This is a genomic window from Klebsiella quasivariicola, assembly GCF_002269255.1.
GTDB classification, from domain to species: domain Bacteria; phylum Pseudomonadota; class Gammaproteobacteria; order Enterobacterales; family Enterobacteriaceae; genus Klebsiella; species Klebsiella quasivariicola.
The window spans coordinates 3,859,866-3,885,608 of sequence record NZ_CP022823.1 but is presented as its reverse complement, the minus strand read 5'-3'; the positions used below and the strand labels follow the sequence as shown (position 1 = coordinate 3,885,608).

At 58.5% G+C, this 25,743-nt stretch carries 24 protein-coding genes, 1 pseudogene and 1 riboswitch; of the genes and pseudogenes, 13 read left to right on the top strand and 12 right to left on the bottom strand.

The window, feature by feature from the left end; translation table 11 throughout:
* Positions 1–3: 3 nt before the first annotated feature.
* The 3 genes from pmrA to yvcK form a co-directional block, all read right to left on the bottom strand.
* Entirely contained in the window at positions 4–675 is a 672-nt protein-coding gene (pmrA, locus tag B8P98_RS19610) for a two-component system response regulator PmrA (protein ID WP_025714203.1), read from the bottom strand.
* Positions 675–2,315 carry a phosphoethanolamine transferase EptA gene (gene eptA / locus B8P98_RS19605; RefSeq protein ID WP_025714202.1) on the bottom strand — a complete coding sequence of 547 codons (1,641 nt, stop codon included), beginning with the start codon at positions 2,313–2,315 and terminating at the stop codon, positions 675–677. Before eptA ends, pmrA begins: the two co-directional genes overlap by 1 nt.
* A 103-nt stretch (positions 2,316–2,418) precedes the next feature.
* Complete coding sequence (gene yvcK, locus B8P98_RS19600) at positions 2,419–3,324, bottom strand: uridine diphosphate-N-acetylglucosamine-binding protein YvcK (RefSeq protein WP_025714201.1); 906 nt, start codon at positions 3,322–3,324, stop codon at positions 2,419–2,421.
* 208 nt (positions 3,325–3,532) lie between these two features.
* Positions 3,533–3,671, top strand: a riboswitch (molybdenum cofactor riboswitch).
* Between yvcK and moaA the strand changes: the two genes are divergently transcribed.
* The 6 genes from moaA to B8P98_RS19565 all read left to right on the top strand — a co-directional run bounded on the left by moaA (position 3,659) and on the right by B8P98_RS19565 (position 7,121).
* Entirely contained in the window at positions 3,659–4,648 is a 990-nt protein-coding gene (moaA, locus tag B8P98_RS19590) for a GTP 3',8-cyclase MoaA (RefSeq protein WP_080897253.1), read from the top strand. (Overlaps the previous riboswitch by 13 nt.)
* A 23-nt stretch (positions 4,649–4,671) precedes the next feature.
* Positions 4,672–5,184: a molybdenum cofactor biosynthesis protein B gene (gene moaB, locus B8P98_RS19585; protein ID WP_025714199.1), complete on the top strand. Its 513-nt coding sequence runs from the start codon at positions 4,672–4,674 to the stop codon at positions 5,182–5,184.
* A 3-nt stretch (positions 5,185–5,187) separates the two neighbouring features.
* Positions 5,188–5,676 carry a cyclic pyranopterin monophosphate synthase MoaC gene (gene moaC / locus B8P98_RS19580; protein WP_080897251.1) on the top strand — a complete coding sequence of 163 codons (489 nt, stop codon included), beginning with the start codon at positions 5,188–5,190 and terminating at the stop codon, positions 5,674–5,676.
* Positions 5,669–5,917 carry a molybdopterin synthase sulfur carrier subunit gene (gene moaD, locus B8P98_RS19575; RefSeq protein WP_095033364.1) on the top strand — a complete coding sequence of 83 codons (249 nt, stop codon included), beginning with the start codon at positions 5,669–5,671 and terminating at the stop codon, positions 5,915–5,917. The genes moaC and moaD overlap by 8 nt, the downstream gene beginning before the upstream one ends.
* A gap of 1 nt (position 5,918) precedes the next feature.
* Positions 5,919–6,371: a molybdopterin synthase catalytic subunit MoaE gene (gene moaE / locus B8P98_RS19570; RefSeq protein WP_080897249.1), complete on the top strand. Its 453-nt coding sequence runs from the start codon at positions 5,919–5,921 to the stop codon at positions 6,369–6,371.
* Positions 6,372–6,416: 45 nt separating this feature from the next.
* The gene (locus tag B8P98_RS19565; RefSeq protein ID WP_046882498.1) at positions 6,417–7,121 is read left to right on the top strand and encodes a Bax inhibitor-1/YccA family protein; all 705 of its coding nucleotides are present in this window, start codon (positions 6,417–6,419) and stop codon (positions 7,119–7,121) included.
* Positions 7,122–9,515: 2,394 nt separating this feature from the next.
* Here B8P98_RS19565 and B8P98_RS19535 read toward each other — a convergent pair.
* From B8P98_RS19535 to B8P98_RS19525, 3 genes are read right to left on the bottom strand one after another with little or no spacing between them, the layout of a single operon-like run.
* A complete protein-coding gene (locus tag B8P98_RS19535) occupies positions 9,516–10,481 on the bottom strand; it encodes a lysylphosphatidylglycerol synthase domain-containing protein (protein WP_025714747.1) in 966 nt (321 codons plus the stop codon).
* Positions 10,478–11,722 (bottom strand): cardiolipin synthase ClsB, encoded by a 1,245-nt coding sequence (gene clsB, locus B8P98_RS19530; RefSeq protein ID WP_025714748.1) that lies wholly within the window; start codon positions 11,720–11,722, stop codon positions 10,478–10,480. Before clsB ends, B8P98_RS19535 begins: the two co-directional genes overlap by 4 nt.
* Entirely contained in the window at positions 11,719–12,480 is a 762-nt protein-coding gene (locus B8P98_RS19525; RefSeq protein ID WP_025714749.1) for an endonuclease/exonuclease/phosphatase family protein, read from the bottom strand. The genes clsB and B8P98_RS19525 overlap by 4 nt, the downstream gene beginning before the upstream one ends.
* 131 nt (positions 12,481–12,611) lie before the next feature.
* On the opposite strand from B8P98_RS19525, the gene B8P98_RS19520 reads away from it, so the two are divergent.
* The gene (locus B8P98_RS19520) at positions 12,612–13,022 is read left to right on the top strand and encodes a YbhQ family protein (RefSeq protein WP_025714750.1); all 411 of its coding nucleotides are present in this window, start codon (positions 12,612–12,614) and stop codon (positions 13,020–13,022) included.
* Here the strand turns inward: B8P98_RS19520 and B8P98_RS19515 are convergent.
* The 6 genes from B8P98_RS19515 to B8P98_RS19490 form a co-directional block, all read right to left on the bottom strand.
* Positions 12,984–14,090: an ABC transporter permease gene (locus B8P98_RS19515; protein WP_025714751.1), complete on the bottom strand. Its 1,107-nt coding sequence runs from the start codon at positions 14,088–14,090 to the stop codon at positions 12,984–12,986. The two genes, B8P98_RS19520 and B8P98_RS19515, sit on opposite strands and share 39 nt — an antisense overlap.
* 76 nt (positions 14,091–14,166) lie before the next feature.
* A complete protein-coding gene (locus B8P98_RS19510) occupies positions 14,167–15,300 on the bottom strand; it encodes an ABC transporter permease (protein ID WP_080897598.1) in 1,134 nt (377 codons plus the stop codon).
* A complete protein-coding gene (locus B8P98_RS19505; RefSeq protein ID WP_080897597.1) occupies positions 15,290–17,029 on the bottom strand; it encodes an ATP-binding cassette domain-containing protein in 1,740 nt (579 codons plus the stop codon). The genes B8P98_RS19510 and B8P98_RS19505 overlap by 11 nt, the downstream gene beginning before the upstream one ends.
* The gene (hlyD, locus tag B8P98_RS19500) at positions 17,022–18,017 is read right to left on the bottom strand and encodes a secretion protein HlyD (protein ID WP_025714754.1); all 996 of its coding nucleotides are present in this window, start codon (positions 18,015–18,017) and stop codon (positions 17,022–17,024) included. Before hlyD ends, B8P98_RS19505 begins: the two co-directional genes overlap by 8 nt.
* Positions 18,017–18,676 carry a transcriptional regulator CecR gene (gene cecR, locus B8P98_RS19495; protein WP_042930026.1) on the bottom strand — a complete coding sequence of 220 codons (660 nt, stop codon included), beginning with the start codon at positions 18,674–18,676 and terminating at the stop codon, positions 18,017–18,019. The genes hlyD and cecR overlap by 1 nt, the downstream gene beginning before the upstream one ends.
* Before the next feature lie 73 nt (positions 18,677–18,749).
* Positions 18,750–19,673, bottom strand: coding sequence for a LysR substrate-binding domain-containing protein (locus B8P98_RS19490; RefSeq protein ID WP_080897596.1), 924 nt, complete (start codon positions 19,671–19,673; stop codon positions 18,750–18,752).
* Here B8P98_RS19490 and B8P98_RS31100 point away from each other — a divergent pair.
* From B8P98_RS31100 to rhlE, 6 genes and pseudogenes are all read left to right on the top strand, one after another.
* Positions 19,665–19,802: pseudogene (locus B8P98_RS31100) on the top strand (hypothetical protein). The gene B8P98_RS19490 and the pseudogene B8P98_RS31100 overlap by 9 nt on opposite strands.
* 290 nt (positions 19,803–20,092) lie before the next feature.
* Positions 20,093–21,424, top strand: a complete 1,332-nt coding sequence (locus tag B8P98_RS19485) for an MFS transporter (protein WP_080897595.1) — start codon at positions 20,093–20,095, stop codon at positions 21,422–21,424.
* 50 nt (positions 21,425–21,474) lie between these two features.
* A complete protein-coding gene (locus tag B8P98_RS19480; protein ID WP_012542384.1) occupies positions 21,475–22,224 on the top strand; it encodes an SDR family NAD(P)-dependent oxidoreductase in 750 nt (249 codons plus the stop codon).
* A 13-nt stretch (positions 22,225–22,237) separates the two neighbouring features.
* Positions 22,238–23,083: a transketolase gene (locus tag B8P98_RS19475; RefSeq protein WP_025714758.1), complete on the top strand. Its 846-nt coding sequence runs from the start codon at positions 22,238–22,240 to the stop codon at positions 23,081–23,083.
* Positions 23,083–24,075 carry a transketolase family protein gene (locus tag B8P98_RS19470; RefSeq protein WP_025714759.1) on the top strand — a complete coding sequence of 331 codons (993 nt, stop codon included), beginning with the start codon at positions 23,083–23,085 and terminating at the stop codon, positions 24,073–24,075. The genes B8P98_RS19475 and B8P98_RS19470 overlap by 1 nt, the downstream gene beginning before the upstream one ends.
* Positions 24,076–24,288: 213 nt before the next feature.
* Positions 24,289–25,644, top strand: a complete 1,356-nt coding sequence (gene rhlE / locus B8P98_RS19465) for an ATP-dependent RNA helicase RhlE (protein WP_080897594.1) — start codon at positions 24,289–24,291, stop codon at positions 25,642–25,644.
* Positions 25,645–25,743: the final 99 nt, after the last annotated feature.

Below are 25,743 nucleotides of genomic sequence, written 5' to 3'. Positions count from 1 at the left end.
GGTCTATTCCGTGTCGATGCTGTTAACCAGCATATAGCCAAAGCCCCTGACGGTGCGGATCCGCGATTTACCAATCTTATCGCGCAGGTTATGAATGTGCACTTCCAGGGTATTGGTCGCCGGCTCGTTGTCCCAGCTGTAGATATCGTTATAGAGGATCTCGCGATGGACCGGGCTACCGGCCTTCATCATCAGTCGCGACAGCAGGGCATATTCTTTCGGTGTCAATTCCAGCGCCGTCTCACCCAACCATACCAGCCGGCGGGTGACATTGAGGCGCAGATTGCCAACGCTGATTTCGTTATCGCCTTGATTGTTATGCCGGCGGAGCAGGGCGCGAATGCGCGCATTCAGCTCTTCCAGGGCAAAGGGTTTCACCAGATAGTCATCCGCGCCGGTATCGAGACCGCTAATGCGATCCTCAAGCGTATCGCGGGCGGTGAGGATCAGCACCGGCTGGGTCATTTTCTCTCGCCGCATACGGGTGAGAAAATGCAGGCCGTCTTCATCTGGCAGGCCGAGGTCGAGTACGATCAGGCTGTAATGATTGCTGGCCAGCGATAGCGCCGCTTCGTGCGCTGTGGAGACGCCGTCGCACACATATCCTTCACTTTGCATCGCCAGGATCAATCCCTGCAACAGCAGCGCATCGTCTTCAATGACTAAGATTTTCATCAACCAGCCTCTCTACATGGCGTTAAAATATCATCTGCTGCCTGGTACTCGTGGGTGCTGACGCCGAGCAGGCCGAGCAGGGTGGAGAACAGATTATCTTGGGAATAATCCTTCGTCTTAGCCTGTTGTTGCAAACACTGGCTGGAAACACCATAGCGTTGCTGGTAATCCGGCGACAGCCACAGCAGCATGGGCACGTGTTTTTGCGTATCCGGCGCGATGGAGTACGGCAGACCATGTAAATAGACGCCATCTTCACCCAGCGATTCGCCGTGGTCGGACAAATAAACCAGGCTAGTGGTAAATTTATCCTGTTTGGATTGTAGTAATTTTATGGCTTTATCAACGACATAATCGACATATAAAATGGTGTTGTCGTAGGTATTGGTCAACTGTTGTTGCGTACAACTTTGGATTTCATTGGTATCGCAGGTCGGGGTGAATTTTTTGAATTCAGCCGGGTAGCGGTTGTAATAGGTCGGGCCGTGGCTGCCGATGGTATGCAGTACGATAATGCCGTCCTGTTGCAGGTTGTCGATGTAGCTATCCAGATTATGGAACAGCACCTCGTCGTAGCATTCGCCATCGATGCACTGGCCGGTCAGCTTCAGGTCAGTCACGTTCTGGTGCGGCACCCGATCGCAAGCCCCTTTGCAGCCGCCGTCATTATCGTTCCACAGCACCTGAACACCAGCGCGTTGCAGAATATCCAGGACGCCTTCCTGATGGTGCGCCAGTTCTTCATCGTAATGCGCGCGCGGCATATTGGAGAACATACAGGGGACGGAAACCGCGGTTGCCGTGCCGCAGGAGGTGGTTTTCGGGAAGTACACCACGTCGTCCTGTTGCAGGCGTGGGTTAGTCTGCCGCCCGTAGCCGCCCAGCGAGAAATTCCCGGCGCGCGAGGTTTCGCCCAGCACGACAATCGTCAGGTTCTTGCGGGGACCGTTATGCATCACCGGTTTCTGTTTGGCATCTTCGCCAATCTTCACCAGCGGCAGGTTATCCATCCGGTGGTGAGCATACCAGGAGTTGACCGCCACAATGCTGTTGGAAGGGCTCAGGGATTTCACCAGCTCTTTGTTGTTACGGAACACCGAGGCGTAATCTTTATAGAACAGCGCGGCCACCAGAATAATCAGCAGCGTCGAAACGGCGATATTGAGCAGGCGCATCGCCGCGCCGCGCCAGAAAGAGGCGGGCTTACGAACTTTAATCCACCAGGCGACCAGAACCATCAACAGTCCGGAAAGTCCCAGCACGATGACCATTTTCGTCGACAGCAGAGCAAAGCTTTCCGCCGGGGTGGTATCGAAGATATTGGCGATCATCGAACGGTCAATCACCACGCCGAAGGACCAGATAAAGTACTGCGCCGACGCGCTGAGCAGAATAAACAGGCTGATGACCACCCGATCGAGCTTCAGGAACGAGGCGAGGGTGGTGATGATATTCATCACGCTAATGGCCACGATCGGCATACTGAGGAATACCAGCCAGTTATGCAGGCTGTTTACCGGCAGTAGCGGGAAAACCTGGCGATAAAAGGCCAGGTTGAGAAAGATACCGATATAGCAAGCAAAGAGAATCAAATAAGCCGTGCGGCTGAGAACTGGCCGACGCAGAGGTAATAACGACATAATACCTACCCACAGAAAAAGATAAGGGTATAGTGCCAGCCGTATTTTAAGACAACCTTAAGATTTTAAGGTGCGCCGAAAGCAGTCCCTCCGGCGCGCAGCGTCAGCCCGGCAGCTGGATCGCTTTTTCCAGCGCCCCGCGCAGCAGCGCCCGATCATGGCGATAGGGCACATCGCTGGCCTCCAGCGGCGTCTGAATCACCAGCCGGTCGTCGATGCCGCGGATATCGGCCTTCGGGCCGGCGATGACCGCATCCACCACCCGCTTACCCACGTAGCGCTCCATAATCGCAACGCGTTCCGCCAGCGACAGTCTGGCGGCCGGGCTGTGCTCTTTGCCGAGATTATCGATGAACACCATCGGCGCTGGGGTTCGGCGCAGCGCCTGAGCCATTTCGTCGAGCAACAGGATCGGCAGCAGACTGGTGTAAAAGCTTCCCGGGCCGATGAGGATCAGATCGGCTTCGGCGATAGCTTCCACTGCCTCACGGGTGGCCGGCACCGGCGGGGTGAGCATCAGCTCCTGGGGTACGTTGTCGAGCTGATCGATATTCACTTCGCCGTAAACTTCATGGCCTTCATGATCGAGCGCCATCAAATCCACCGGTTGTTCCGACATCGGGATAAGAAACGCGTCGACTTTCAGCAGGTTCCTGATCAAATTGATAGCTTCTAAAGGCCGCACGCTGAGGTGATCGAGGGCCTTTAACATCAGGTTTCCGAGGTTATGCCCGGAAAGTTCGCCATTACCGCTAAAACGATACTCAAACATCGCCGACGCCACGCTCGGCTCGGCGATTAACTGATTGATGCAGTTGCGCATATCGCCCCAGGCAATGCCGCCTTCCGAGCGGCGGATCCGCCCGGTAGAACCCCCGTTGTCGGTGGTGGTCACAATGCCCGTCAGCCGCGAGCCGAGCGAGGAGAGGGAAGACATCACCCGGCCCAGACCATGCCCGCCGCCGAGCGCGACCACCCGATCGAGGTCAGCGAATGTACGATTGCGCATAGAAATTCCTTATTTCACATAAACGGCCACACACTACCCGATCTACCCCTAAAAGACGATGGGAGGAGCCTGACAAACTGACCGATATCAAGGCAAAAAAATGATTTATGGCTATTCTGTAGCGAAAATGCACGAAGTTAGCGATATATACAAGCTTATATAGCGAAATCGCAAATGGCGAAACCGTCCGTAACGCGCTACTATCGGCATAACCTGTTAACACTCTAGCCTCTTCGCCTGTGTCAAAAGATATGGCGGTTTGGCCGCGACCCCTCCGGGTGTCGCCAGGGCGTGGGAAGAAATGACCGCGCCTCCCGTATTTGGAAAGGTGTATATGGCCTCACAGCTTACCGATGCATTCGCGCGTAAGTTTTTTTACCTGCGTCTGTCGATTACCGATGTGTGCAATTTCCGTTGCACCTACTGCCTGCCGGATGGCTACAAGCCCGGCGCCGTCAATAACAACGGCTTTCTCAGCGTAGACGAAGTGCGCCGGGTCACGCGCGCTTTCTCCGCGCTGGGCACTGAAAAAGTTCGCCTGACCGGTGGGGAACCCTCCCTGCGCCGCGACTTCACTGAGATCATTGCCGCAGTGCGTGAAAACAGCGCGATCCGTCAGATTGCGGTCACCACTAACGGTTACCGTCTGGCGCGCGACGTCGAACGCTGGCGCGATGCCGGGCTGACGGCGATTAACGTCAGCGTTGATAGCCTCGACGCCCGTCAGTTCCACGCCATCACCGGCCAGGACAAGTTCCGCCAGGTGATGGACGGGATTGACGCCGCTTTCGCCGCTGGCTTTGACAAGGTGAAGGTCAACACCGTGCTGATGCGCGATGTTAACCACCACCAGCTCGATACCTTTCTCGCGTGGATCCAGCCGCGCCGTATTCAACTGCGTTTTATTGAGCTGATGGAGACCGGCGAGGGCAGCGACCTGTTCCGCCGTCATCATCTCTCCGGCATAGTGCTGCGCGACGAACTGCTGCGTCGCGGCTGGATCCATCAGATCCGCCAGCGCAGCGATGGCCCGGCGCAGGTCTTCTGTCATCCTGATTACGCCGGTGAAATCGGCCTCATCATGCCGTATGAAAAAGACTTCTGCGCCACCTGCAACCGTCTGCGCGTCTCATCCGTTGGCAAACTGCATCTGTGTCTGTTTGGCGATGGCGGCGTCGATCTGCGCGATCTGATGGCCGACGACCGGCAGCAGGCCGAGCTGGAGGCGCGGATCGCCGAAGCCTTGACCCATAAAAAGCAGACCCATTTCCTGCATCAGGGCAACACCGGTATTACGCAGAACCTGTCCTATATTGGCGGTTAATCGTTTTCGAAAGGAGTATTCAGATGAGCCAGGCTAGCGCTGAGTTTATCCCGACCCGTATTGCTGTTCTAACCGTTTCCAGCCGCCGCGGCGAAGAGGACGACACCTCCGGCCACTGGCTGCGCGAGGCGGCGCAGGAGGCGGGGCACCATGTCGTCGATAAGGCGATCGTGAAAGAGAACCGCTACGCCATCCGCGCCCAGGTATCGGCGTGGATCGCCAGCGACGACGTGCAGGTGGTACTGATCACCGGCGGGACCGGTTTTACCGATGGCGATCAGGCGCCGGAAGCGCTGCTGCCGCTGTTTGACCGTGAGGTCGAAGGCTTTGGTGAAGTGTTCCGCATGCTGTCGTTCGAAGAGATCGGCACCTCGACCCTGCAGTCCCGGGCCGTGGCCGGCGTTGCTAACCGCACGCTGATTTTCGCCATGCCGGGTTCGACCAAAGCCTGCCGCACGGCGTGGGACAACATCATTGCCCCGCAGCTGGATGCCCGCACCCGTCCGTGTAACTTCCTTCCCCACCTGAAGAAATAATTTATGTCACAACTGACCCATATTAACGCCGCGGGCGAAGCCCATATGGTGGATGTCTCCGGCAAAGCAGAAACGGTGCGCGAAGCGCGCGCCGAGGCATTCGTCGAAATGCAGGCGGCGACGCTGGCGATGATTATCGACGGCAGTCACCACAAAGGCGATGTGTTCGCCACCGCGCGTATCGCCGGGATCCAGGCGGCCAAACGCACCTGGGATCTGATCCCGCTGTGCCATCCGCTGATGCTCAGCAAAGTGGAAGTCAATTTGCAGGCGCAGCCGGAACATAACCGGGTGCGCATCGAGTCGCTCTGCCGGCTCACCGGGAAAACCGGCGTCGAAATGGAAGCATTGACCGCTGCCTCGGTTGCCGCGCTGACCATTTACGATATGTGCAAAGCGGTACAGAAAGATATGGTGATTGGCCCGGTGCGCCTGCTGGAGAAAAGCGGCGGCAAGTCCGGGGATTTTAAGGCGGGTGAACGCCATGATTAAGGTTCTGTTTTTTGCCCAGGTGCGCGAGCTGGTGGGTACCGATGCGTTGACTCTCGACGCCAGCGACCTGGCGACCGTCGAAGCCGTGCGTCAGCAGCTTGCCGCTCGCGGCGACCGTTGGGCGCTGGCCCTGGAAGAGGGCAAGCTGCTGGCGGCAGTCAACCAGACGCTGAACGCGTTTGACCATCCGGTCGCCAGCGGCGACGAAGTGGCGTTCTTTCCACCGGTAACGGGAGGCTAAGATGACGCAAACCCGTATCGTGGTCAGCCCGGCGCGCTTTAGCGTCGGCGAGGAATATCCCTGGCTGGCCGAACGCGATGAAGACGGCGCGGTGGTCACCTTCACCGGTAAAGTACGCAATCACAACCTCGGCGACAGCGTGAAAGCCTTAACCCTCGAACACTATCCGGGGATGACCGAGAAATCACTGGCGGAAATTGTCGAGCTGGCGCGCGAGCGCTGGCCGCTGGGCCGGGTGACGGTTATCCACCGCATTGGCGAAATGTGGCCGGGGGAAGAAATTGTGTTTGTCGGCGTCACCAGCGCCCACCGCGGCAGCGCCTTCGCCGCCGGCGAGTTTATTATGGATTACCTGAAAACCCGCGCGCCGTTCTGGAAGCGCGAGGCGACGCCGGAAGGCGAACGCTGGGTCGACGCTCGCGACAGCGATCGTCAGGCGGCAGAGCGCTGGTAGTGTGATACGCTTACAGGGTGAAACTTGGTTAATCAGGAGAGAGTCATGGACAGATATCCGCGTTCCGATTCAATAGTGCAGGGCCGTACCGGCCTGCAGACTTACATGGCGCAGGTGTACGGCTGGATGACGGTCGGCCTGCTGCTGACGGCGTTTATCGCGTGGTTTGCGGCCAACACCCCGGCGGTGATGATGTTCGTCTTTTCGAGCAAAATCACTTTCTTCGGGCTGATTATTGCTCAGCTCGCGCTGGTGTTTGTGCTGTCGGGGATGGTGCAGCGGCTGAGTGCCGGGATGGCCACCACGCTGTTTATGCTCTACTCGGCGCTGACAGGGCTGACGCTGTCGAGCATTTTTATCGCCTATACCTACTCATCGATCGCCAGCACTTTTGTGGTCACCGGCGGGATGTTCGGGGCGATGAGCCTGTATGGTTACACCACTAAGCGCGATCTGAGCGGCTTCGGCAGCATGCTGTTTATGGGGCTGATTGGTATCGTGCTGGCGTCGTTGGTGAACCTGTGGCTGAAGAGCGAAGCGCTGATGTGGGCGGTGACCTACATTGGGGTGCTGGTGTTCGTCGGTCTGACGGCGTATGACACCCAGAAGCTGAAAAACATCGGCGAGCAGATTGATACCCGCGATAGCGCCACACTGCGTAAATATTCGATTCTCGGCGCCTTAACGCTGTATCTGGACTTCATTAACCTGTTCCTGATGCTGCTGCGTATTATGGGCAACCGCCGCTAACCCTTTTTATTAAAGGGTTACATCTCCTGACGCCCGGCAAGCGCAGCAACGCCGGGCGAGATATCAGGCACGGTACCCGTGATGTTGCCGGGCGGCGGCTGGCGCCTTGCCCGGCCTACGGTTCGTGCGGCCTGCCGTTAATTTATTCACCTTTCTTGCTGAAACTGCCGGTGCTGACGGCCTCAACATCGCTGAGACGTTCCCGGAAGGCCGGGGCAGCCCGCATGGATGCGGGCTGAGGGCCGTGTTTTGCACGGACGCTGCCTCGGCCCGACCCGAAGCTTTCAGGGATAAGTCGAAGGGACCGCGTAGCGGCGATGTTGCTGGCCGGAGCCCGGGGGTACAGGGGGCGGCGGCGACTGGCCGCCCCCTGTGCGCTCCCTGCGCCATGAGTGACATAACGCAGACGATTAACCGGGAGCGCAAACTACGCTGAAGCCACCGATAACATAAACAACCACACTGCAGTGCTTCCCCTCACCCTGGCCCTCTCCCGAAGGGAGAGGGAACTGTCCGGCTGGCGTTTAGGCCCGTGCAAGCGCAGCGCCGCCGGGCAGGATATCTCCGGCGCCATACCCGTCTTGTGCCGGATGACGCTACGCTTATCCGGCCTACGGTTCGTGCGACCTGCCGTTAATTTATTCACCTTTCTTGCTGAAACTGCCGGTGCTGACGGCCTCAACATCGCTGAGACGTTCCCGGAAGGCCGGGGCAGCCCGCATGGATGCGGGCTGAGGGCCGTGTTTTGCACGGACGCTGCCTCGGCCCGACCCGAAGCCTGCAGGGATAAGTCGAAGGGACCGCGTAGCGGCGATGTTGCTGGCCGGAGCCCGGGGGTACAGGGGGCGGCGGCGACTGGCCGCCCCCTGTGCGCTCCCTGCGCCGTAAGAGACATAACGCAGAAGACTAACCGGGAGCGCAAACTACGCTGAAGCCACAGATAACATAAACAACCACACTGCAGTGCTGCCCCTCACCCTGGCCCTCTCCCGGAGGGAGAGGGAACCGACCGGCTGGCGTTTAGGCCCGTGCATTCGCAGCGCCGCCGGGCAGGATATCTCCGGCGCCATACCCGTCTTGTGCCGGATGACGCTACGCTTATCCGGCCTACGGTTCGTGCGACCTGCCGTTAATTTATTCACCTTTCTTGCTGAAACTGCCGGTGCTGACGGCCTCAACATCGCTGAGACGTTCCCGGAAGGCCGGGGCAGCCCGCATGGATGCGGGCTGAGGGCCGTGTTTTGCACGGACGCTGCCTCGGCCCGACCCGAAGCCTGCAGGGATAAGTCGAAGGGACCGCGTAGCGGCGATGTTGCTGGCCGGAGCCCGGGGGTACAGGGGGCGGCGGCGACTGGCCGCCCCCTGTGCGCTCCCTGCGCCATGAGTGACATAACGCAGACGATTAACCGGGAGCGCAAACTACGCTGAAGCCACCGATAACATAAACAACCACACTGCAGTGCTTCCCCTCACCCTGGCCCTCTCCCGAAGGGAGAGGGAACTGTCCGGCTGGCGTTTAGGCCCGTGCAAGCGCAGCGCCGCCGGGCAGGATATCTCCGGCGCCATACCCGTCTTGTGCCGGATGACGCTACGCTTATCCGGCCTACGGTTCGTGCGACCTGCCGTTAATTTATTCACCTTTCTTGCTGAAACTGCCGGTGCTGACGGCCTCAACATCGCTGAGACGTTCCCGGAAGGCCGGGGCAGCCCGCATGGATGCGGGCTGAGGGCCGTGTTTTGCACGGACGCTGCCTCGGCCCGACCCGAAGCTTTCAGGGATAAGTCGAAGGGACCGCGTAGCGGCGATGTTGCTGGCCGGAGCCCGGGGGTACAGGGGGCGGCGGCGACTGGCCGCCCCCTGTGCGCTCCCTGCGCCGTAAGAGACATAACGCAGAAGACTAACCGGGAGCGCAAACTACGCTGAAGCCACAGATAACATAAATAACCACACTGCAGTGCTTTCCCTCACCCTGTCCCTCTCCCGGAGGGAGAAGGAATCATCCGGCTGGCGTTTAGGCCCGTGCAAGCGCAGCGCCGCCGGGCGAGATTTCAGGCACGGTACCCGTGATGTTGCCGGGCGGCGGCTGGCGCCTTGCCCGGCCTACGGTTTGTGCGGTCTGCCGTTAATTTATTCACCTTTCTTGCTGAAACTGCCGGTGCTGGCCGGAGCCCGGGGGTACAGGGGGCGGCGGCGACTGGCCGCCCCCTGTGCGCTCCCTGCGCCGTAAGAGATATAACGCAGAAGACTAACCGGGAGCGCAAACTACGCTGAAGCCACTGATAACATAAACAACCACACTGCAGTGCTTTCCCTCATCCTGGCCCTCTCCCGGAGGGAGAGGGAATCATCCGGCTGGCGTTTAGGCCGTGCAAGCGCAGCGTGACCTGGTCGTTTTACTCGCGGGCCAGCTTGCGTTCGTTCTTCTGCCGCAGCTTTTTCGCCCGGCTCTCCAGCAGCAGATAAGCCACCGTCGCCAGCAGCAGCGGCAGGAAATAATAGAGTGCGCGCCAGGCGAGCAGAGCGGCAATGATCGCGCCCTTCGTAATCTCTTCCCCGGAGAGCATGGCGATAAATACCGCCTCCAGCACGCCGATCCCGGCCGGAATGTGGATAATCACCCCGGCGATACTGCTGACCAGCAGCACCCCTAATACCAGAAAATAGTTAATCTCGCTGCCCAACAGCAGCCAGATTATCGCCCCCATCGCCATCCAGTTTGCCGCAGAGAGTCCCATCTGCAGCAGCGCGAAGCGCCAGGAGGGCAGCACCAGCCGCTGGCCTTTAATCGTCAGGTGACGGCGTTTGGCGAACGCGCAGCCGAACAGATAGCAAAGCGTGAGAACCAACATCACCCCACCGATAATGCGCAGAGTGGTTTGGCTGATGTACCAGTGCGGCGGCAGCTTCACCAGATCCGCCGTGAATATCACGCCACCGAGCAGGATATAGCCCAGCCAGTTGGTGGTAATGCTTAAGGAAAAAATACGCGTAATGGTGCTGCCGTTCAGCCCCAGCCGCGAGTACAGCCGGTAGCGCATACCGATCCCGCCGACCCAGGTGCTGAGCGTCAGGTTAAAGGCATAACAGATAAACGACACCAGCATCACCTGGCGTTTCGCCAGCTTGTGCCCGCAATAGGCGCGGCCAAGCAGATCGTAGCAGCCATAGATCAGATAGCTGACGATAACCAGCGCAATGGCGCTGCCCAGCGCCAGCCGGTCGTAGCCGCGGATCACCTTCCACACGTCCTGCCAGTCGACTTTCTGCGCGTAAATCACCAGCAGGACGATGACGGCGATAAAAAAGAGCCCGGTCAATACTCTTTTCGCCAACCGCCAGCGGGGATGCGATTTGCTCATAGCGGATTATCCCTGGTTTGTGATTCGACGCGATCCTGGGTTTCAATTTCCGGTTGCACCGGCGGGCTAACCCTCGCCAGGCGCGGGGTATGGGCCGGCAGCCAGCCGACCCACGCCGGGAAGTGGCGCAGAAAGTGGAAGGCCATCACGCTGACGCCCAGCCGCCACCAGCTGCGTTTCGGCAGCATGGATTTATCGATGCGCTGGCAATCCCTGGCGATAAGCCCGTTGAGGTTATCGCGCAGCGTCTGGTTAAACACCCGATCGTGGATGATCAGATTGGCTTCCAGATTCAGTGACAGGCTCAATGGATCCAGGTTGCTCGACCCGACGGTGGCCCAGTGATCGTCTGCGAGGGCGACCTTGCCATGCAGTGGACGGCGGCGATACTCGTAGATCTGCACTCCGCCCTTAACGAGGTAGTGATAGAGCAGGTGGGCGCCAAACTTCACAATCGGAATATCCGGCTCGCCCTGGACGATCAGCTTGACCCGCACGCCGCGCCGCGCGGCATTGCGCATCGCATGCAGCAGGCGATAGCCAGGAAAGAAATAAGCATTGGCAATGATCACCTCCCGGCGGGCGCTGGTCAGCATCTTCAGATAGTGGCGTTCAATATCGTCCCGGTGATCCTGATTGTCGCGCCAGACAAACAGCGCCTGCGCCTCGCCGGGCGTCTGGTTGATCTCCGGCTGGTGACGGCGGCGGCGCCACCAGCGGCGGGTGTGTTCACTAGTGGGCAGATTTTCCAGTTCGAACTGCAGGATGTCGAGCACCACCGGTCCCTCGACCTGCACCGCGTAATCCTGCTTTGACTCGGGGCCGTAGTCGCTCATATGCTCGGCGGAGTAGTTAATGCCGCCGACAAAGGCGGTGGTGTCGTCGATCACCACGATTTTACGGTGCATACGGCGGAACAGATTGGTGCGCATCCCCAGCAGCTTAGGACCCGGATCGTAGTAGCGAAAAATTACCCCGGCGGCAGTGAGTTCGCCGACAAACTCATCGCTGAGATCCGGTGAGCCGTAGCCGTCGAGCAAAACCTCCACCTGGATGCCGCGGCGGGCGGCCTTCAGCAGGACCGCGTGTAGCCGCCGACCGACCTCATCTTCAAACCAGATAAAGGATTCGAGGATCACCCGACGACTGGCGCGGCCGATGGCTGCAAACAGCGCCGGATAGTACTGGTCGCCGTTCTCCAGTAGCGTAATGCGGTTGCCTTCCTGCCAACGACATTTCACAAATGTATCTCCACGCTAAGGGGGGCATGATCGGACAGATGCCGCCATTGTTTGAGCGCCAGCGCCTTCGGTTGGCTGGCATGGGCGTTCTTGACGTAAATGCGGTCAAGGCGCAGCAGCGGAAAACTGACCGGGAATGTGCGCGCTGGTCGCCCGCGGGCGCGGGTAAAGATCTCTTCCAGCCCGGCTTGCGCTTTTAACAGCTGATTCGCCTGCTGACGCCAGTCGTTAAAATCCCCGGCCACCACCACCGGCTCACCGGCGGGCAGGGTATTGACCCACTCCGCCAGCATGGTCAACTGCGCCTGCCGTTGGTCGGCGCGTAAGCCCAGATGAACGCAGATAACATGGATCGTCACGCCGCTTTCTGGCGGCACGATGCGGCAGTACAGCAGACCGCGTTTCTCACCGTTGCCGACCGAGATATCGCGATTTTCATAGTATTCAATGGGAAAGCGCGACAGTACGGCATTGCCGTGGTGGCCTTCCGGATAGACCGCGTTGCGCCCGTAGGCGTAATCGCTCCACATGGTGTCGGCGAGAAATTCATAATGGGTGGTATCTGGCCAGTTCTCGATGTGCAGCGGGTGAACTTCGTGAGCGCCCATCACTTCCTGCAGGCAAACAATGTCAGCGCTGACGCTGCGCACGGCGTCGCGTAGTTCGGGCAAGATAAAACGCCGATTAAACGCCGTAAAGCCTTTATGGGTGTTAATTGTCAGCACGTTCAACGAAAATCCCGACGTTGGCTCAGCCATAATTCTCCAGTAAATGTCACTTTCCTGAATAAAATAGTGTAGTAGACGTCACAAAAAGATGCGGTGATACGGAATTTTCCGTAAAGTGCGGTACTCTGAGTAACAGAGAAAAATCCTTCAGGAGAGAAGCCATGAAGTGGCAACAACGTGTACGCGTCGCAACAGGTCTTAGTTGCTGGCAGATTATGTTGCATCTACTGGTCGTGGCAGTACTGGTGATGGGTTGGATGAGCGGCGCGCTGGTGCGCGTCGGATTGGGACTGTGCGTCCTCTATAGCGTCACGCTGCTGGCGATGCTGTTTTTGCAGCGTCACCATGAGGCGCGCTGGCGCGACGTGGGAGACTTCCTTGAGGAGCTCACCACGACCTGGTACTTTGGCGCCGCCATGATAGCGCTGTGGCTGCTGTCGCGCGTGCTGCACAATAACCTGCTGCTGGCCCTCGCCGGGCTGGTGATACTGGCAGGCCCGGCGGTGGTCTCGCTGCTGGCGAAAGATAAAAAACTAGGCAATCTTTCTTCGGAACATCGCATACGCCGCTGAGCCGGTGGTGGCCGCTATGACCAGTAGCGGCCACAAACTTCCCCACACTATCTTCAGACTCGCATCCTTCAGATAAATTTGCTTGGTGATATCGGTAAAGTGGCGGATCGGGTTGATCCAGGTGACATCCTGCAGCCACTGCGGCATGTTTTCTACCGGCGAGACGTAGCCGGAGAGCAGGATCGCCGGCATCATAAAGACGAACACGCCGATAAACGCCTGCTGCTGCGTGGCGCACAGCGACGAAATCAATAAGCCAAAGCCCACCAGCGATAAGCCATAAATTACCATTGTGAAGTAAAACAGCAGCAGCGAGCCGGCAAACGGGATCTGATAGGCCCAGATCCCGATCGCCAGCACGATAGTCGCCTGCAGGGTGGCGACAATCAGCGCTGGCACCGCTTTACCGACGAAGATTTGCCAGGTGGCAAGGGGAGAGACCAGCAGCTGGTCGAGGGTTCCCTGTTCGCGCTCACGGGCCACCGACAGCGAGGTGACGATCATCACCCCGATGGTGGTGATCATGGCGATAAGCGATGGCACCACGAACCATTTATAGTCGAGATTCGGGTTATACCAGTTGCGTACCACCAGTTCGCTGTTATTCGGCTTCGCTTTCCCCTCGAGCAGTTCCTGCTGATAGTCTTTCACGATCTGCTGCAGGTAGTTGGCGGCGATTTGCGCGCTGTTAGAGTTGCGCCCGTCGAGCAGCAGCTGCAGCGGGGCGGTTTGATAGTTGTCGAGGTTGCGCGAAAAATCGGCCGGAAAGCGCACCACCAGCAGGGCTTTTTGCTCGTCGATGGTCGGCTGGATCGCCTGAGGGCTTTTCAGCAACAGGACATGGGTAAAAGCTTTGGCGCGGGCGAAGCGTTGGGTCAGCTCTACCGCGTGGCGGCCGCTGTCTTCGTTGTAGATGGCGATGGTGGCGTTGGTCACCTCCAGCGTCGCGGCAAAGGGAAACAGCAGCACCTGAATCAGTACCGGCATGATTAAAATCGCCCGCGTCTGCGGTTCGCGCAGCAGCGACTGCAGCTCTTTGCGGATTAATGTCCATAAACGGTGAAACATAGAACCTTCCTCATGTCGGACCCGGGCGACCGAAACCTACCGCAGGCCCGGTCAGCGCAGCGCCACCGGGCAAAACCTAATCCAGACGCCGCTTGGTTTTCAACCATGTCAGACCGATAAACATCACCGCCGACGCAATCAAAAACAGCACGTTCACCAGCAGCACCACCGGAATATTACCCGCCAGAAACAGGCTTTGCAGGGTGCTGACGAAATAGCGCGCCGGGATCACGTAGGTCACCGCGCGGATCACCGCCGGCATACTGTCTATCTGGAAAATAAACCCGGACAGCATAATCGACGGTAAAAAGGCGGCGTTCAGCGCAACCTGGGCGGCGTTAAACTGGTTGCGGGTTATCGTTGAAATCAGCAGCCCCATGCCCAGGGTGCTGAGCAAAAACAAGCTGGTGATGACAAACAGGATCAGCAGCGAGCCGCGATAGGGCACGCCGAGAATAAATACCGATACCAGCATACAGAGCAGCATCGCCAGCATGCCGAGGAAATAGTAGGGGATGAGCTTGCACAGCAGCAGCTCGGCGCGGGTGATTTCCGTCGACAGCAGCGCTTCCATAGTGCCGCGTTCCCACTCGCGGGCCACCACCAGCGAGGTTAGTATGGCGCCGACCACGGTCATAATGATGGTCACCGCGCCGGGGATAATAAAGTACTGGCTGATGGCGGCCGGATTAAACCAGTAGCGCATCTGCACGTCGATCAGCGGTTCAAAGGTTTCACCGCGGTCTTCCGCCCGCTGCTGCTGCCAGATCTGCCAGATACCTTCCACATAGCCCTGGGCGAAGTTCGCGGTATTGGGCTCGCTGCCGTCGGTAATCAACTGAATCGGCGCACTGGCGCCGGCGCGGGCCATCTGGCGGTCGAAATCGACGGGAATGACCACCATGGCGCGAATGCGCCCGGCCTGCATCATCTCAACCAGCTGCCTGCGGCTGTCGCTGACGGTGGCGTCAATATAGGGCGAGCCGGTCATGGTATGGACGAAATCCAGCGCCTCTTCGCTCTGCTGCTCCAGCAATACGCCGACCCGCAGTTTGCTGGAGTCGAGGTTGATGCCATAACCGAAGATAAACAGCAGCAATAGCGGGATCACCACTGCGATCAGCCAGCTGCTGGGATCGCGGACGATTTGCCGGGTCTCTTTGATACACAGGGCGCGGACCCGTCGCCAGGAGAGGAGGTTACTGCTCATGGTCATTCTCCTTATCCCAGCGGTTAATCAGAGTAATAAACGCCTGTTCCATGGTCGGGTCCGTCTGGCTGTCATCCGCCGCCTGCGCCTTCAGCGCATCCGGGGTACCGCTGGCGATAAGCTTGCCGTGATAGACCAGCCCGATGCGATCGCAGTATTCCGCCTCATCCATAAAATGAGTGGTGACCATCACCGTCACCCCTTTATCGACCATGCTGTTGATATGCAGCCAGAACTCGCGGCGGGTAAGCGGGTCGACGCCGGAGGTGGGCTCATCGAGAAACAGAATATCGGGCTCGTGCATCAGCGAGCAGGCCAGCGCCAGCCGCTGTTTATAGCCGAGCGGCAGCTCGTCGGCGGCGTGGCGGGCGATACTTTTCAGGCCAAAAGCATCGCTCATCCGGGCGATTTTTTCACTTTGCGCCCGGCCGCGCAGGCCATAGACGCCGGAGAAAAAGCGCAGGTTCTGCTCGACGCTGAGGTTGCCGTACAGCGAAAATTTTTGCGCCATATAGCCCAGATGCTGGCGCGCCTTGCCGGAGCTGACCTTGAGATCCATCCCCAATACCAGCGCTTTGCCGGAGGTAGGCACCAGCAGACCGCACATCATTTTGAAGGTGGTGGATTTCCCGGCGCCGTTGGGACCGAGGAGGCCGAAGATTTCGCCGCGCTTGACCTGGAAATCGACATGGTCGGTGGCGGCGAAATCACCAAATTTTTTGGTTAATGATTGCGCCTCAATCACCGTTTCGTCTTTGCTGCCGTCAACGCGATGGATGATCGCTCCCAGCGGCGATTCGGCGGTGCCGGCGCCGCCGAGCAGGTCGATAAACGCGTCTTCAAAGCGCGGCGCCGTCTCCGCCACCTGCAGCGGCGGCATGTCGGCCTGCTGCTGGACCTCATCAATAGGGGCGTCTTTTTTCAGGATCAGGCGCACCGACTTGCCCTGGATCACGCCATCGCTAACCTGCGGCAGCTTTAGCGCCCGCTGCAGCAGACGGCGATTGTTCTCCTGCGAGCTGGAGACAAGGAAACTGCGTCCGGCCATGGTTTGCGTCAGCGCCGTCGGCTCTCCCTGGTAGAGTAGTTTGCCTTCGTTCATCAGCAGTACATCGCGGCACTGCTCGGCTTCATCGAGATAAGAGGTACTCCACAGGATCAGCATGCCGTCGCCGGCCAGCTCGTGCACCATCTGCCACAGCTCGCGGCGGGAGATAGGGTCGACGCCGACGCCAGGCTCATCAAGCAGCAGTACTTTCGGGTCGCCCACCAGGGTACAGGCGAGCCCCAGCTTTTGTTTCATGCCGCCGGAAAGCTTGCCTGCCAGCCGGTCGGTGAACGGCCCAAGGGCGGTAAACTCCAGCAGACGGGCAAATATTTTCTTCCGCGCCTCGCCGGTGACGCTGCGCAGGTCGGCGTACAGGGTCAGGTTTTCCATCACCGTCAGATCTTCATACAGGCCGAACTTCTGCGGCATATAGCCAAGCACCGCGTGCAGGGCGCTGTCGTCTTTTAGCGGGTCGAAGCCGATGACGCTGGCGCTGCCCTCATCGGGCTTGAGCAACCCGGCCAGCATTCGCATCAGGGTGGTTTTCCCTGCGCCGTCGGGGCCCACCAGCCCGGTGACGTAGCCGGCGCGGATCGTGCAGGTCAGCGGCGCTACCGCTGGCCGGTCCATACCGGGAAAACGGCGGCTCAGGCCGTTTAAGGCGATGACGGCCTCACTCATGTCCGTTCCCGTTGTTAAAGGAGACGGTCACCGGCATCCCCTGACGCAGCGCGCCGTCGGCGTCGGTCACCACAATGCGCAGACGGTAGACCAGATCGGTGCGCAGATCGGGAGTCTCGACGGTCTTCGGCGTGAATTCAGCGCTCGGCGAGACAAAGCCGATTTTACCGTGATAGGGCTTGTCCGGCCGGCCGTCGGTATAGAGCAGCACTTCTTGTCCCGGCTGCGCCTGGCCGAGGTTTTTCTCGTCAACGTAGGCGCGGACCCATACCGGATGGGTTAAGGACAGCGTCAGCACGGTGCCGCCAGCGTTCAGCATGGTGCCGGGCTCGACGGCGCGGGTCATCAGGGTGCCGTCAGAAGGGGCGGTGAGCACGGTGTCGTGCAGGTCCAGTTTGGCCTGGGCCAATGCCGCCTGCGCTTGTTCCAGGCTGGCTTTGGCCTGCGCTATCTCCTGCGGGCGGTTACCGGCGCGGTACTGACGCAGCTTATCCTGCGCCGATTTGAGCGTTGCCTGCGCCTGGTCACGTGAGGAGCGGGCGTTCTCCAGATCGTTGGCGGAAATGGCGCTGCTGGCGCGCAGCCCGAGCTGGCGCTGATAAAAGTTTTGCGCATAGTCGTAAGCGGCCTGCGCCTGTTTTACCGCCGCCGCGGCCTGGGCAATCTCTTCCGAGCGGTAGCCGGCCATCATCAGGTCATACTGCGCCTGGGCGGTGGAGACATTGGCCTGGGCCTGCAGCAGGGCGTTTTCATAGGGGGCACGGTCAAGCTCGCCGAGGGTTTGCCCGGCGCGGATGCTGTCGCCTTCGTCGACGGTCAGCGAGGCTAGCCTGCCGCCGACGCGGAAGCTCATGTTGACGGTGCGGATATCGACATTGCCATACAGGGTCAGCGGCTGCTGCCGGCTGTTCTGGTACCACCACCAGCCGCCGCCCAGCGCGGCGAGAATAATCACAATCAACAGAATGACGACGACGGGTTTTTTCATCAGCCCAAACTCCTTTGCGATAACCCATGCAGAATGAAATCGATATGGCAGGTAATGACTGCGAAAATTTGTTCGGTTTTTTGCGCGTCAAACTGCGTCCAGCCGGTGCGCAACAGAATGGTTTCGCGCCCGAGACGAAAAGCCAGCACCTCGCCCAGCAGGGCGTGGGTGTGGAGGATCATTTGCGTATCACCGGCATCGCGGCCGGTCCAGGCGGCAATCAGCCGGGTGAGATAGTGGTGCAGGGGGGCGATCACCTGCTGGTGGATCAGATGGTACGCGGCGGTCGGCGCCAGCTGCTCACGGGAAATGAACTTGCTTAAGTTAACCGTGTCATCCTGGGTCAGCAGCAGGATCATGTTGTGGCAGGCGCTGAGGATCAAGGTGCGTATTGCCTGGCGATCGGGGGCCTCACTGGCAAGCAAGGCCTCTGCCGCTTCAGCGTGCGGACGAAAATTATCCCCGATAAAATCGGCGATCCACTGGGCGCAGGCGAGGTACAGGTCGTCTTTCGAGCCAAAATAATAGGTGATCGCGGCGATATTCTGCCCGGCCTGGGCGGCGATATCGCGGGTGGTGGCATGCTGGCCGTATTCGCCAAACTGGGCGATAGCGGCTGCGATAAGCTGACTTTTTGCCTGTTCGCCTTTAGTGGTCATCGCGTTCTGCAAAAATTAATCAATCGATTGATTAACTTTAGGCGCCGACTGGCGGTTTGTCCACCCGCCAGGACTAAATATGAAAACCGTCTTCCTGTAGCTCCCCGGCGACCCAGGTGAAGAAGCGCTGAACCTTCTCCTTCTGTTCATTGGCGTGGGGGAGAACGAAGTGGTGCGCGCCGACCGGCATACTCCGCTCGTCGGCAAATACCGGCGTCAGCTGCCCCTGGCGCACATGGCCGCCGGCCAGCAGATTGCTTTCAAGGATCACTCCCATCCCCATTCGGGCTGCCTCAATACTCATGTATGACCGGTCGAAGTTAAAGATAAAGTTTTTGTGCCAGCCGCGGACCTTGTGCCACGACAGCCAGTTGCTCCAGTTAATTAAGGTACTGTCGGAGTGGATCAGATCGCAGGCCAGCAGATCTTCCGGGGTGCGAACAGGGTGGTCGGCTAAATAAGAGGCTGCGCTGTAGGGCAGTACGCATTCATTTTTAATGGTTCTGACCATCAGCGTCGGCCACTGTGACAGGCCGTGGCGAATATCGATATCAATATTATCCCGCGAGAACTGGATGCTTTCATATGAGCAGGTCAGGCTGATTTTTAACGTCGGCCACGCCTGGCGGAATTTATCCAGACGAGGCATCAGCCACAGCAGGCCGAAACTCGGCGCCGAGTGAATACGTAAATAATCCTGATGAATATCGTTGATCACCTGGCTGGTGGCCTGGCCAATCATATTCAGCGCGCCGGAAACCTCTTTGAGATATTTTTCTCCCACCGCGGTCAACATGACGCCCTTGCTACTGCGGGAGAAGAGTTTTTTCCCCAGAAAGTGCTCCAGGCTGGCTATCTGGTGGCTGACCGCCGAGGCGGTAATGTTGAGATTCTCTGCGGCCAGGTTGAGACTGCCGGTATCGGCGACTTCAATAAACGCCTGGATATTGCGTAAAGAGGGCATCGGCAAATTTTTATTGGGCAGCGGTTGACTCATGACGGCATCCTGCGCAGGGCGCGAATAAAATAAAATAGCGAACAGCGTGGCGCAGCCAGGATAGCCAGCATAGGGAAAAGCGAAAAAACAACGTTAATTTGTGATGGGCTTAACAATTTATCTCATTAAAAGAGCGCCTGTCAGTAAACGCTAAAAATTTGCGGGAAGTCACTAACTCAATTTTTCTCAATCATAATTGAGGTTTTTTGAATACCGTTTCATTGTGGGGTTGTTATATTCCTCTCACAGGCCTGATCACAAACGGCGATGCGTTGAGATCGCCATAATAAAACACCTAACCACCTGTTTAGCTGAGCGAAAAGATATTTATCTCCTGCTGCTGTATGGAAAGTGAAAACGCGGTGATCCGAAGCGGCAACGGGCAGTGAGGTGGATGAGGTATAAGATGAGGAAACCCTATGTCACGTATAGATACACTAGTCTGTACTGACGCCAGGAAAACAAAATATCGTCTCGTAGTTTTGACGATGATTTTTCTGGTGTATGCCATAAATTACGCCGACAGAACAAATATCGGCGCGGTACTGCCGTTTATCATTGATGAATTTCATATCAACAATTTTGAAGCCGGGGCGATTGCCAGTATGTTTTTCCTCGGCTATGCGGTAAGCCAGATCCCGGCCGGCTTTTTCATCGCCAAACGCGGTACCCGGGGGCTGGTCTCACTGTCCATTTTCGGTTTCTCCGCCTTTACCTGGCTAATGGGCACGGTAAGCTCGGTGTTTGGCCTGAAGCTGGTGCGGTTGGGACTGGGCCTTAGCGAAGGGCCATGCCCGGTGGGGCTGGCTTCCACCATAAATAACTGGTTTCCACCAAAGGAGAAAGCCACAGCAACCGGCGTATATATCGCGGCCACTATGTTTGCGCCGATTATCGTCCCGCCGCTGGCGGTGTGGATTGCGGTGACCTGGGGCTGGCGATGGGTCTTTTTCTCCTTCGCGATACCCGGGATTGTGGCAGCGATAGCCTGGTATTTATTGGTGAAGTCAAAGCCATCAGAAAGCGGATTTGTTTCACAAAGCGAACTGGCAGAGATTAATGCCGGGCGTGAAAGTCATAATAATAGCGTACGCGAAAATATATTAATTGCCGATCGATTCACCTGGCTGGATAAAATCATTCGGGTAAAGAAGATGGCGCCAATTGATACGGCGAAAGGCTTATTCACCTCAAAAAATATTCTCGGTGACTGCCTGGCGTATTTTATGATGGTTAGCGTGCTGTACGGATTATTAACCTGGATCCCCCTGTATTTAGTCAAAGAGCGTGGCTTTGATGTAATGAGTATGGGCTTCGTAGCCAGTATGCCGTGCATCGGCGGCTTTATTGGCGCGATCGGCGGCGGGTGGATTTCAGATAAAGTCCTGGGCCGCCGACGTAAACCCACCATGATGTTTACTGCGGTGTCAACGGTGGTCATGATGTTAATTATGCTGAATATCCCGGCGAGCACCCTGGCGGTCTGTATTGGATTATTTTTTGTCGGTTTTTGTTTGAATATCGGCTGGCCGGCTTTTACCGCTTACGGTATGGCCGTTTCGGATAGCAAAACCTATCCGATCGCTTCTTCCATAATTAATAGCGGCGGCAACCTCGGTGGATTTGTCGCGCCGATGGCAGCCGGTTTCTTACTTGATAAAACGGGGAGTTTTAATTCTGTATTTACCTATTTTGGTATCTGCGCCGCCATTGGTTTGGTGGTGATTCTCTTCCTCGATGAACCACAATAACGGAAATATATCCTGTTAATTAATATGACGTAATGTCATGGAGTGAAACTATGTTATTAAAAGATAAAGTCGCCATTATTACTGGCGCGGCCTCCGCACGCGGTTTGGGTTTCGCCACCGCGAAATTATTCGCCGACAACGGCGCGAAAGTGGTCATTATCGACCTCAATGGCGAAGCCAGCAAAACCGCGGCGGCGGCGCTGGGTGAAGGCCATCTTGGCCTGGCGGCCAACGTCGCCGACGAAGTGCAGGTGCAGGCGGCCATTGAACAGATCCTGGCGAAATATGGTCGGGTCGATGTACTGGTCAATAACGCCGGAATTACCCAGCCGCTGAAGCTGATGGATATCAAGCGCGCCAACTATGACGCCGTGCTCGATGTCAGCCTGCGCGGCACGCTGCTGATGTCGCAGGCGGTAATTCCCACCATGCGGGCGCAAAAATCCGGCAGCATCGTCTGCATCTCTTCTGTTTCCGCCCAGCGCGGCGGCGGTATCTTCGGCGGCCCGCACTACAGCGCGGCAAAAGCTGGGGTGCTTGGCCTGGCGCGGGCGATGGCGCGCGAACTGGGCCCGGATAACGTCCGCGTTAACTGCATCACCCCGGGGCTGATTCAGACCGACATTACCGCCGGCAAGCTGACCGACGACATGACGGCCAACATTCTTGCCGGGATCCCGATGAACCGCCTCGGCGACGCGGTAGACATCGCGCGCGCCGCGCTGTTCCTCGGCAGCGACCTCTCTTCCTACTCCACCGGTATCACCCTGGACGTTAACGGCGGCATGTTAATTCACTAAGCGAGGCAAACAGATGAAGATCACCGAATCACAAAAAGTCGCCGCGGCGGCGTGGCGTATTCGTCGCTACGCCCTGCAAATGGGGGAAGTTCAGGGGCAGGGCTATATCGGCCAGGCGCTGGGCTATGCCGATGTACTGGCGACCGCCTTCAGCCACGCGATGACCTATCGCCCGGAAGATCCCGAGTGGGAGGGGCGCGATCGCTTCCTGCTCTCTCACGGTCATTACGCCATCGCCTATTATGCCGCGCTGCTGGAGGCGGGCATTATCCCGGAAGCCGAGCTGGAAACCTATGGCTCCGACGACAGCCGCCTGCCGATGTCCGGTATGGCGACCTACACGCCAGGGATGGAGATGTCCGGCGGTTCGCTGGGGCAGGGGCTGTCCATCGCCGTCGGTATGGCGCTCGGGCTGCGGCAGAAACAGAGCACGGCCTGGGTCTACAACTCCATGTCCGATGGGGAACTGGACGAAGGGTCGACCTGGGAGGCGGCGATGTCGGCGGCTCACTATGGCCTGACCAACCTGATTAATCTTGTCGACGTCAACAAACAGCAGGCTGACGGCGATTCACGCAAAATCCTCGGCTTCGAGCCGCTGCATGAAAAATGGGCCGCATTCGGCTGGTACGTACAGCGCGTGGACGGTAACGATCTGGCGGCGGTGATGGCCGCCTTTGACAACGCGAAAAGTTATTCCGGCAACCAGCCGCGGGTCATTTTATGCGACACGCTGATGGGCAAAGGGGTGCCGTTCCTCGAAACCCGCGATAAAAACCATTTTATTCGCGTCGATGCAGACGAATGGCAAAAAGCGATCGCCGTGCTGGATGCTAACAAACCGGAAGGAGTGCTGTAATGAGCCAGAGTCAACCCCGTTTAAAAACGTCGGCGATGATCGCCTCGATTGCTGATGAAGGCCAGGCGACCGTCTCTGCGCCCTTCGGCGTCGCGTTGTCAAAACTGGCGGCGCAGCGCCCGGAAATCGTCGGCATGACCGCGGATCTGTCAAAATATACCGACCTGCATATTTTCGCCCAGGCCTTCCCGGATCGTTTTTTCCAGATGGGAATGGCCGAACAGCTGCTGATGGCGGCGGCAGGGGGGATGGCGAAGGAGGGATTTATTCCCTTTGCCACCACCTATGCCGCCTTTGCGACCCGTCGCGCCTATGATTTTATCCATCAGGTTATCGCCGAAGAGCATCTGAACGTGAAGATCTGCGCGGCGCTGCCGGGCCTGACGACCGGCTATGGCCCTAGCCATCAGGCCACCGAAGATCTGGCGATTATGCGCGGTATCCCCGGGATGGTCATCGTCGATCCTTGCGATGCGCTGGAGATCGAGCAGGCGGTGCCGGCTATCGCCGATCACCCTGGTCCGGTGTATATGCGCCTGCTGCGCGGTAAGGTGCCGCTGGTGCTGGATAAATACGACTATCAGTTCGAACTGGGTAAAGCGAAGCTGCTGGAGGAGGGCAACGATGTGCTGATCATCTCCTCCGGGCTGATGACCATGCGCGCGCTGGAGGCGGTTGAAAAGCTGCGGGCCGATAACATCAGCGTGGCGGTCCTGCACGTGCCGACCATCAAACCGCTGGATGAAAAAGCGATTATTGAACAGGCGTCGAAGCCGGGTCGTCTGGTGGTAACCGCCGAGAACCATACCGCGGTCGGCGGGTTAGGGGAGACGGTGGCCGCGCTGCTGATGCGTAAGGGCGTGCGCTGTGAGCTGGATAGCGTGGGGCTGCCCGACGCGTTCCTGTTAGCCGGGGCGCTGCCGACCCTTCACGATCGCTATGGCATCTCCACCGCGAAGATCGTCGAAAAAATTAAGTATCGTCTGCGTTAACCGCGCTGCAATGACGCACCAGGCCGCTGAGCGCGCTCAGCGGCCTGCTCCCCCCGCCAGATAAACCCGGCATTCTTTTGCAGATTTTATGCGGCCTGTCACAAAATCTGCTAGACTGCGCCCCTTCATGGCATTGTGGTTTTTGCCATCTCTATCGCAATAATCTCCCTGAAAACTACGCCCTTCACCGGGCCGGGGCGGTTCGGAGTTGTTATGTCTTTTGATTCCCTTGGCCTGAATCCCGATATCCTGCGCGCTGTCGCTGAGCAGGGCTACGTTGAGCCGACCCCTATCCAGCAGCAGGCCATTCCAGCGGTACTGCAGGGCCGTGACCTGATGGCCAGCGCCCAGACCGGCACCGGTAAGACGGCGGGCTTTACCCTGCCGCTGCTGCAGCGCCTGATCCAGAATGAGCCGCACGCAAAGGGCCGTCGTCCGGTACGCGCGCTGATCCTGACCCCGACCCGTGAGCTGGCGGCGCAGGTGGGCGAGAACGTCCGCGATTACAGTAAATACCTGAATATTCGCTCGCTGGTGGTATTCGGCGGCGTGAGCATCAACCCGCAGATGATGAAACTGCGCGGTGGCGTCGATATCCTCGTCGCCACCCCGGGCCGTCTGCTGGACCTTGAACATCAGAACGCGGTCAGTCTGGATAAAGTAGAAATCCTTGTGCTGGACGAAGCGGACCGCATGCTGGATATGGGCTTTATCCACGACATCCGCCGCGTACTGGCCAAACTGCCGGCGCGTCGGCAGAACCTGCTGTTCTCGGCGACCTTCTCCGACGAGATCAAGGGCCTGGCCGAGAAACTACTGCACAACCCGCTGGAAGTGGAAGTGGCGCGCCGCAACACCGCGTCCGAGCAGATCACCCAGCACGTCCATTTCGTTGATAAGAACCGCAAGCGCGAACTGTTGTCGCAGCTTATCGGCGAAGGCAACTGGCAGCAGGTGCTGGTGTTTACCCGTACCAAGCATGGCGCCAACCACCTCGCGGAGCAGCTGAACAAAGACGGCATTCGCAGCGCGGCGATCCATGGCAACAAGAGCCAGGGAGCGCGTACCCGCGCGCTGGCCGACTTTAAATCCGGCGGCATTCGCGTGCTGGTGGCGACCGATATCGCTGCCCGTGGTCTGGATATCGAAGAGCTGCCGCACGTGGTGAACTACGAGCTGCCGAACGTACCGGAAGATTACGTCCACCGTATCGGGCGTACCGGCCGCGCGGCGGCCACCGGCGAAGCCTTGTCGCTGGTGTGCGTGGATGAGCACAAGCTGCTGCGCGATATCGAGCGCCTGCTGAAAAAAGAGATCCCGCGCATCGCGATTGCCGGCTATGAGCCGGATCCGTCCATTAAAGCCGAACCTATCCAGAACGGTCGCCAGCAGCGTGGCGGCGGTCGTGGTCAGGGTCAGGGACGCGGCGGCCAGGGGCAGGGGCGCAGCGGACAGCCGCGCAGCCAGAGCAGCGCCCCGCGTCGTCAGGACGGCGAGGCGCCGAAAGCGCGCACTCAGGACGGCAAACCGCCGCGCCGCCGTCGCCCGCGTAAGCCGGCTGGCGAATAACGCGCTGGTGCCCCGGCCGCGATAACGCGGCCCGGCTCAGGCCCGTCTGTCCGCTACGCGGCGGCGGGCCTTTTTCTTTCCGTTACACTATTTGTCGAG

What these genes read in the sequence shown, in the direction of transcription:
- pmrA (WP_025714203.1), bottom strand. Translation starts at nt 675, where the DNA reads ATGAAAATCTTAGTCATTGAAGACGATGCGCTGCTGTTGCAGGGATTG.
- eptA (WP_025714202.1), bottom strand. Translation starts at nt 2,315, where the DNA reads ATGTCGTTATTACCTCTGCGTCGGCCAGTTCTCAGCCGCACGGCTTAT.
- yvcK (WP_025714201.1), bottom strand. Translation starts at nt 3,324, where the DNA reads ATGCGCAATCGTACATTCGCTGACCTCGATCGGGTGGTCGCGCTCGGC.
- moaA (WP_080897253.1), top strand. Translation starts at nt 3,659, where the DNA reads ATGGCCTCACAGCTTACCGATGCATTCGCGCGTAAGTTTTTTTACCTG.
- moaB (WP_025714199.1), top strand. Translation starts at nt 4,672, where the DNA reads ATGAGCCAGGCTAGCGCTGAGTTTATCCCGACCCGTATTGCTGTTCTA.
- moaC (WP_080897251.1), top strand. Translation starts at nt 5,188, where the DNA reads ATGTCACAACTGACCCATATTAACGCCGCGGGCGAAGCCCATATGGTG.
- moaD (WP_095033364.1), top strand. Translation starts at nt 5,669, where the DNA reads ATGATTAAGGTTCTGTTTTTTGCCCAGGTGCGCGAGCTGGTGGGTACC.
- moaE (WP_080897249.1), top strand. Translation starts at nt 5,919, where the DNA reads ATGACGCAAACCCGTATCGTGGTCAGCCCGGCGCGCTTTAGCGTCGGC.
- B8P98_RS19565 (WP_046882498.1), top strand. Translation starts at nt 6,417, where the DNA reads ATGGACAGATATCCGCGTTCCGATTCAATAGTGCAGGGCCGTACCGGC.
- B8P98_RS19535 (WP_025714747.1), bottom strand. Translation starts at nt 10,481, where the DNA reads ATGAGCAAATCGCATCCCCGCTGGCGGTTGGCGAAAAGAGTATTGACC.
- B8P98_RS19525 (WP_025714749.1), bottom strand. Translation starts at nt 12,480, where the DNA reads ATGGCTGAGCCAACGTCGGGATTTTCGTTGAACGTGCTGACAATTAAC.
- B8P98_RS19520 (WP_025714750.1), top strand. Translation starts at nt 12,612, where the DNA reads ATGAAGTGGCAACAACGTGTACGCGTCGCAACAGGTCTTAGTTGCTGG.
- B8P98_RS19515 (WP_025714751.1), bottom strand. Translation starts at nt 14,090, where the DNA reads ATGTTTCACCGTTTATGGACATTAATCCGCAAAGAGCTGCAGTCGCTG.
- B8P98_RS19510 (WP_080897598.1), bottom strand. Translation starts at nt 15,300, where the DNA reads ATGAGCAGTAACCTCCTCTCCTGGCGACGGGTCCGCGCCCTGTGTATC.
- B8P98_RS19505 (WP_080897597.1), bottom strand. Translation starts at nt 17,029, where the DNA reads ATGAGTGAGGCCGTCATCGCCTTAAACGGCCTGAGCCGCCGTTTTCCC.
- hlyD (WP_025714754.1), bottom strand. Translation starts at nt 18,017, where the DNA reads ATGAAAAAACCCGTCGTCGTCATTCTGTTGATTGTGATTATTCTCGCC.
- cecR (WP_042930026.1), bottom strand. Translation starts at nt 18,676, where the DNA reads ATGACCACTAAAGGCGAACAGGCAAAAAGTCAGCTTATCGCAGCCGCT.
- B8P98_RS19490 (WP_080897596.1), bottom strand. Translation starts at nt 19,673, where the DNA reads ATGAGTCAACCGCTGCCCAATAAAAATTTGCCGATGCCCTCTTTACGC.
- B8P98_RS19485 (WP_080897595.1), top strand. Translation starts at nt 20,093, where the DNA reads ATGTCACGTATAGATACACTAGTCTGTACTGACGCCAGGAAAACAAAA.
- B8P98_RS19480 (WP_012542384.1), top strand. Translation starts at nt 21,475, where the DNA reads ATGTTATTAAAAGATAAAGTCGCCATTATTACTGGCGCGGCCTCCGCA.
- B8P98_RS19475 (WP_025714758.1), top strand. Translation starts at nt 22,238, where the DNA reads ATGAAGATCACCGAATCACAAAAAGTCGCCGCGGCGGCGTGGCGTATT.
- B8P98_RS19470 (WP_025714759.1), top strand. Translation starts at nt 23,083, where the DNA reads ATGAGCCAGAGTCAACCCCGTTTAAAAACGTCGGCGATGATCGCCTCG.
- rhlE (WP_080897594.1), top strand. Translation starts at nt 24,289, where the DNA reads ATGTCTTTTGATTCCCTTGGCCTGAATCCCGATATCCTGCGCGCTGTC.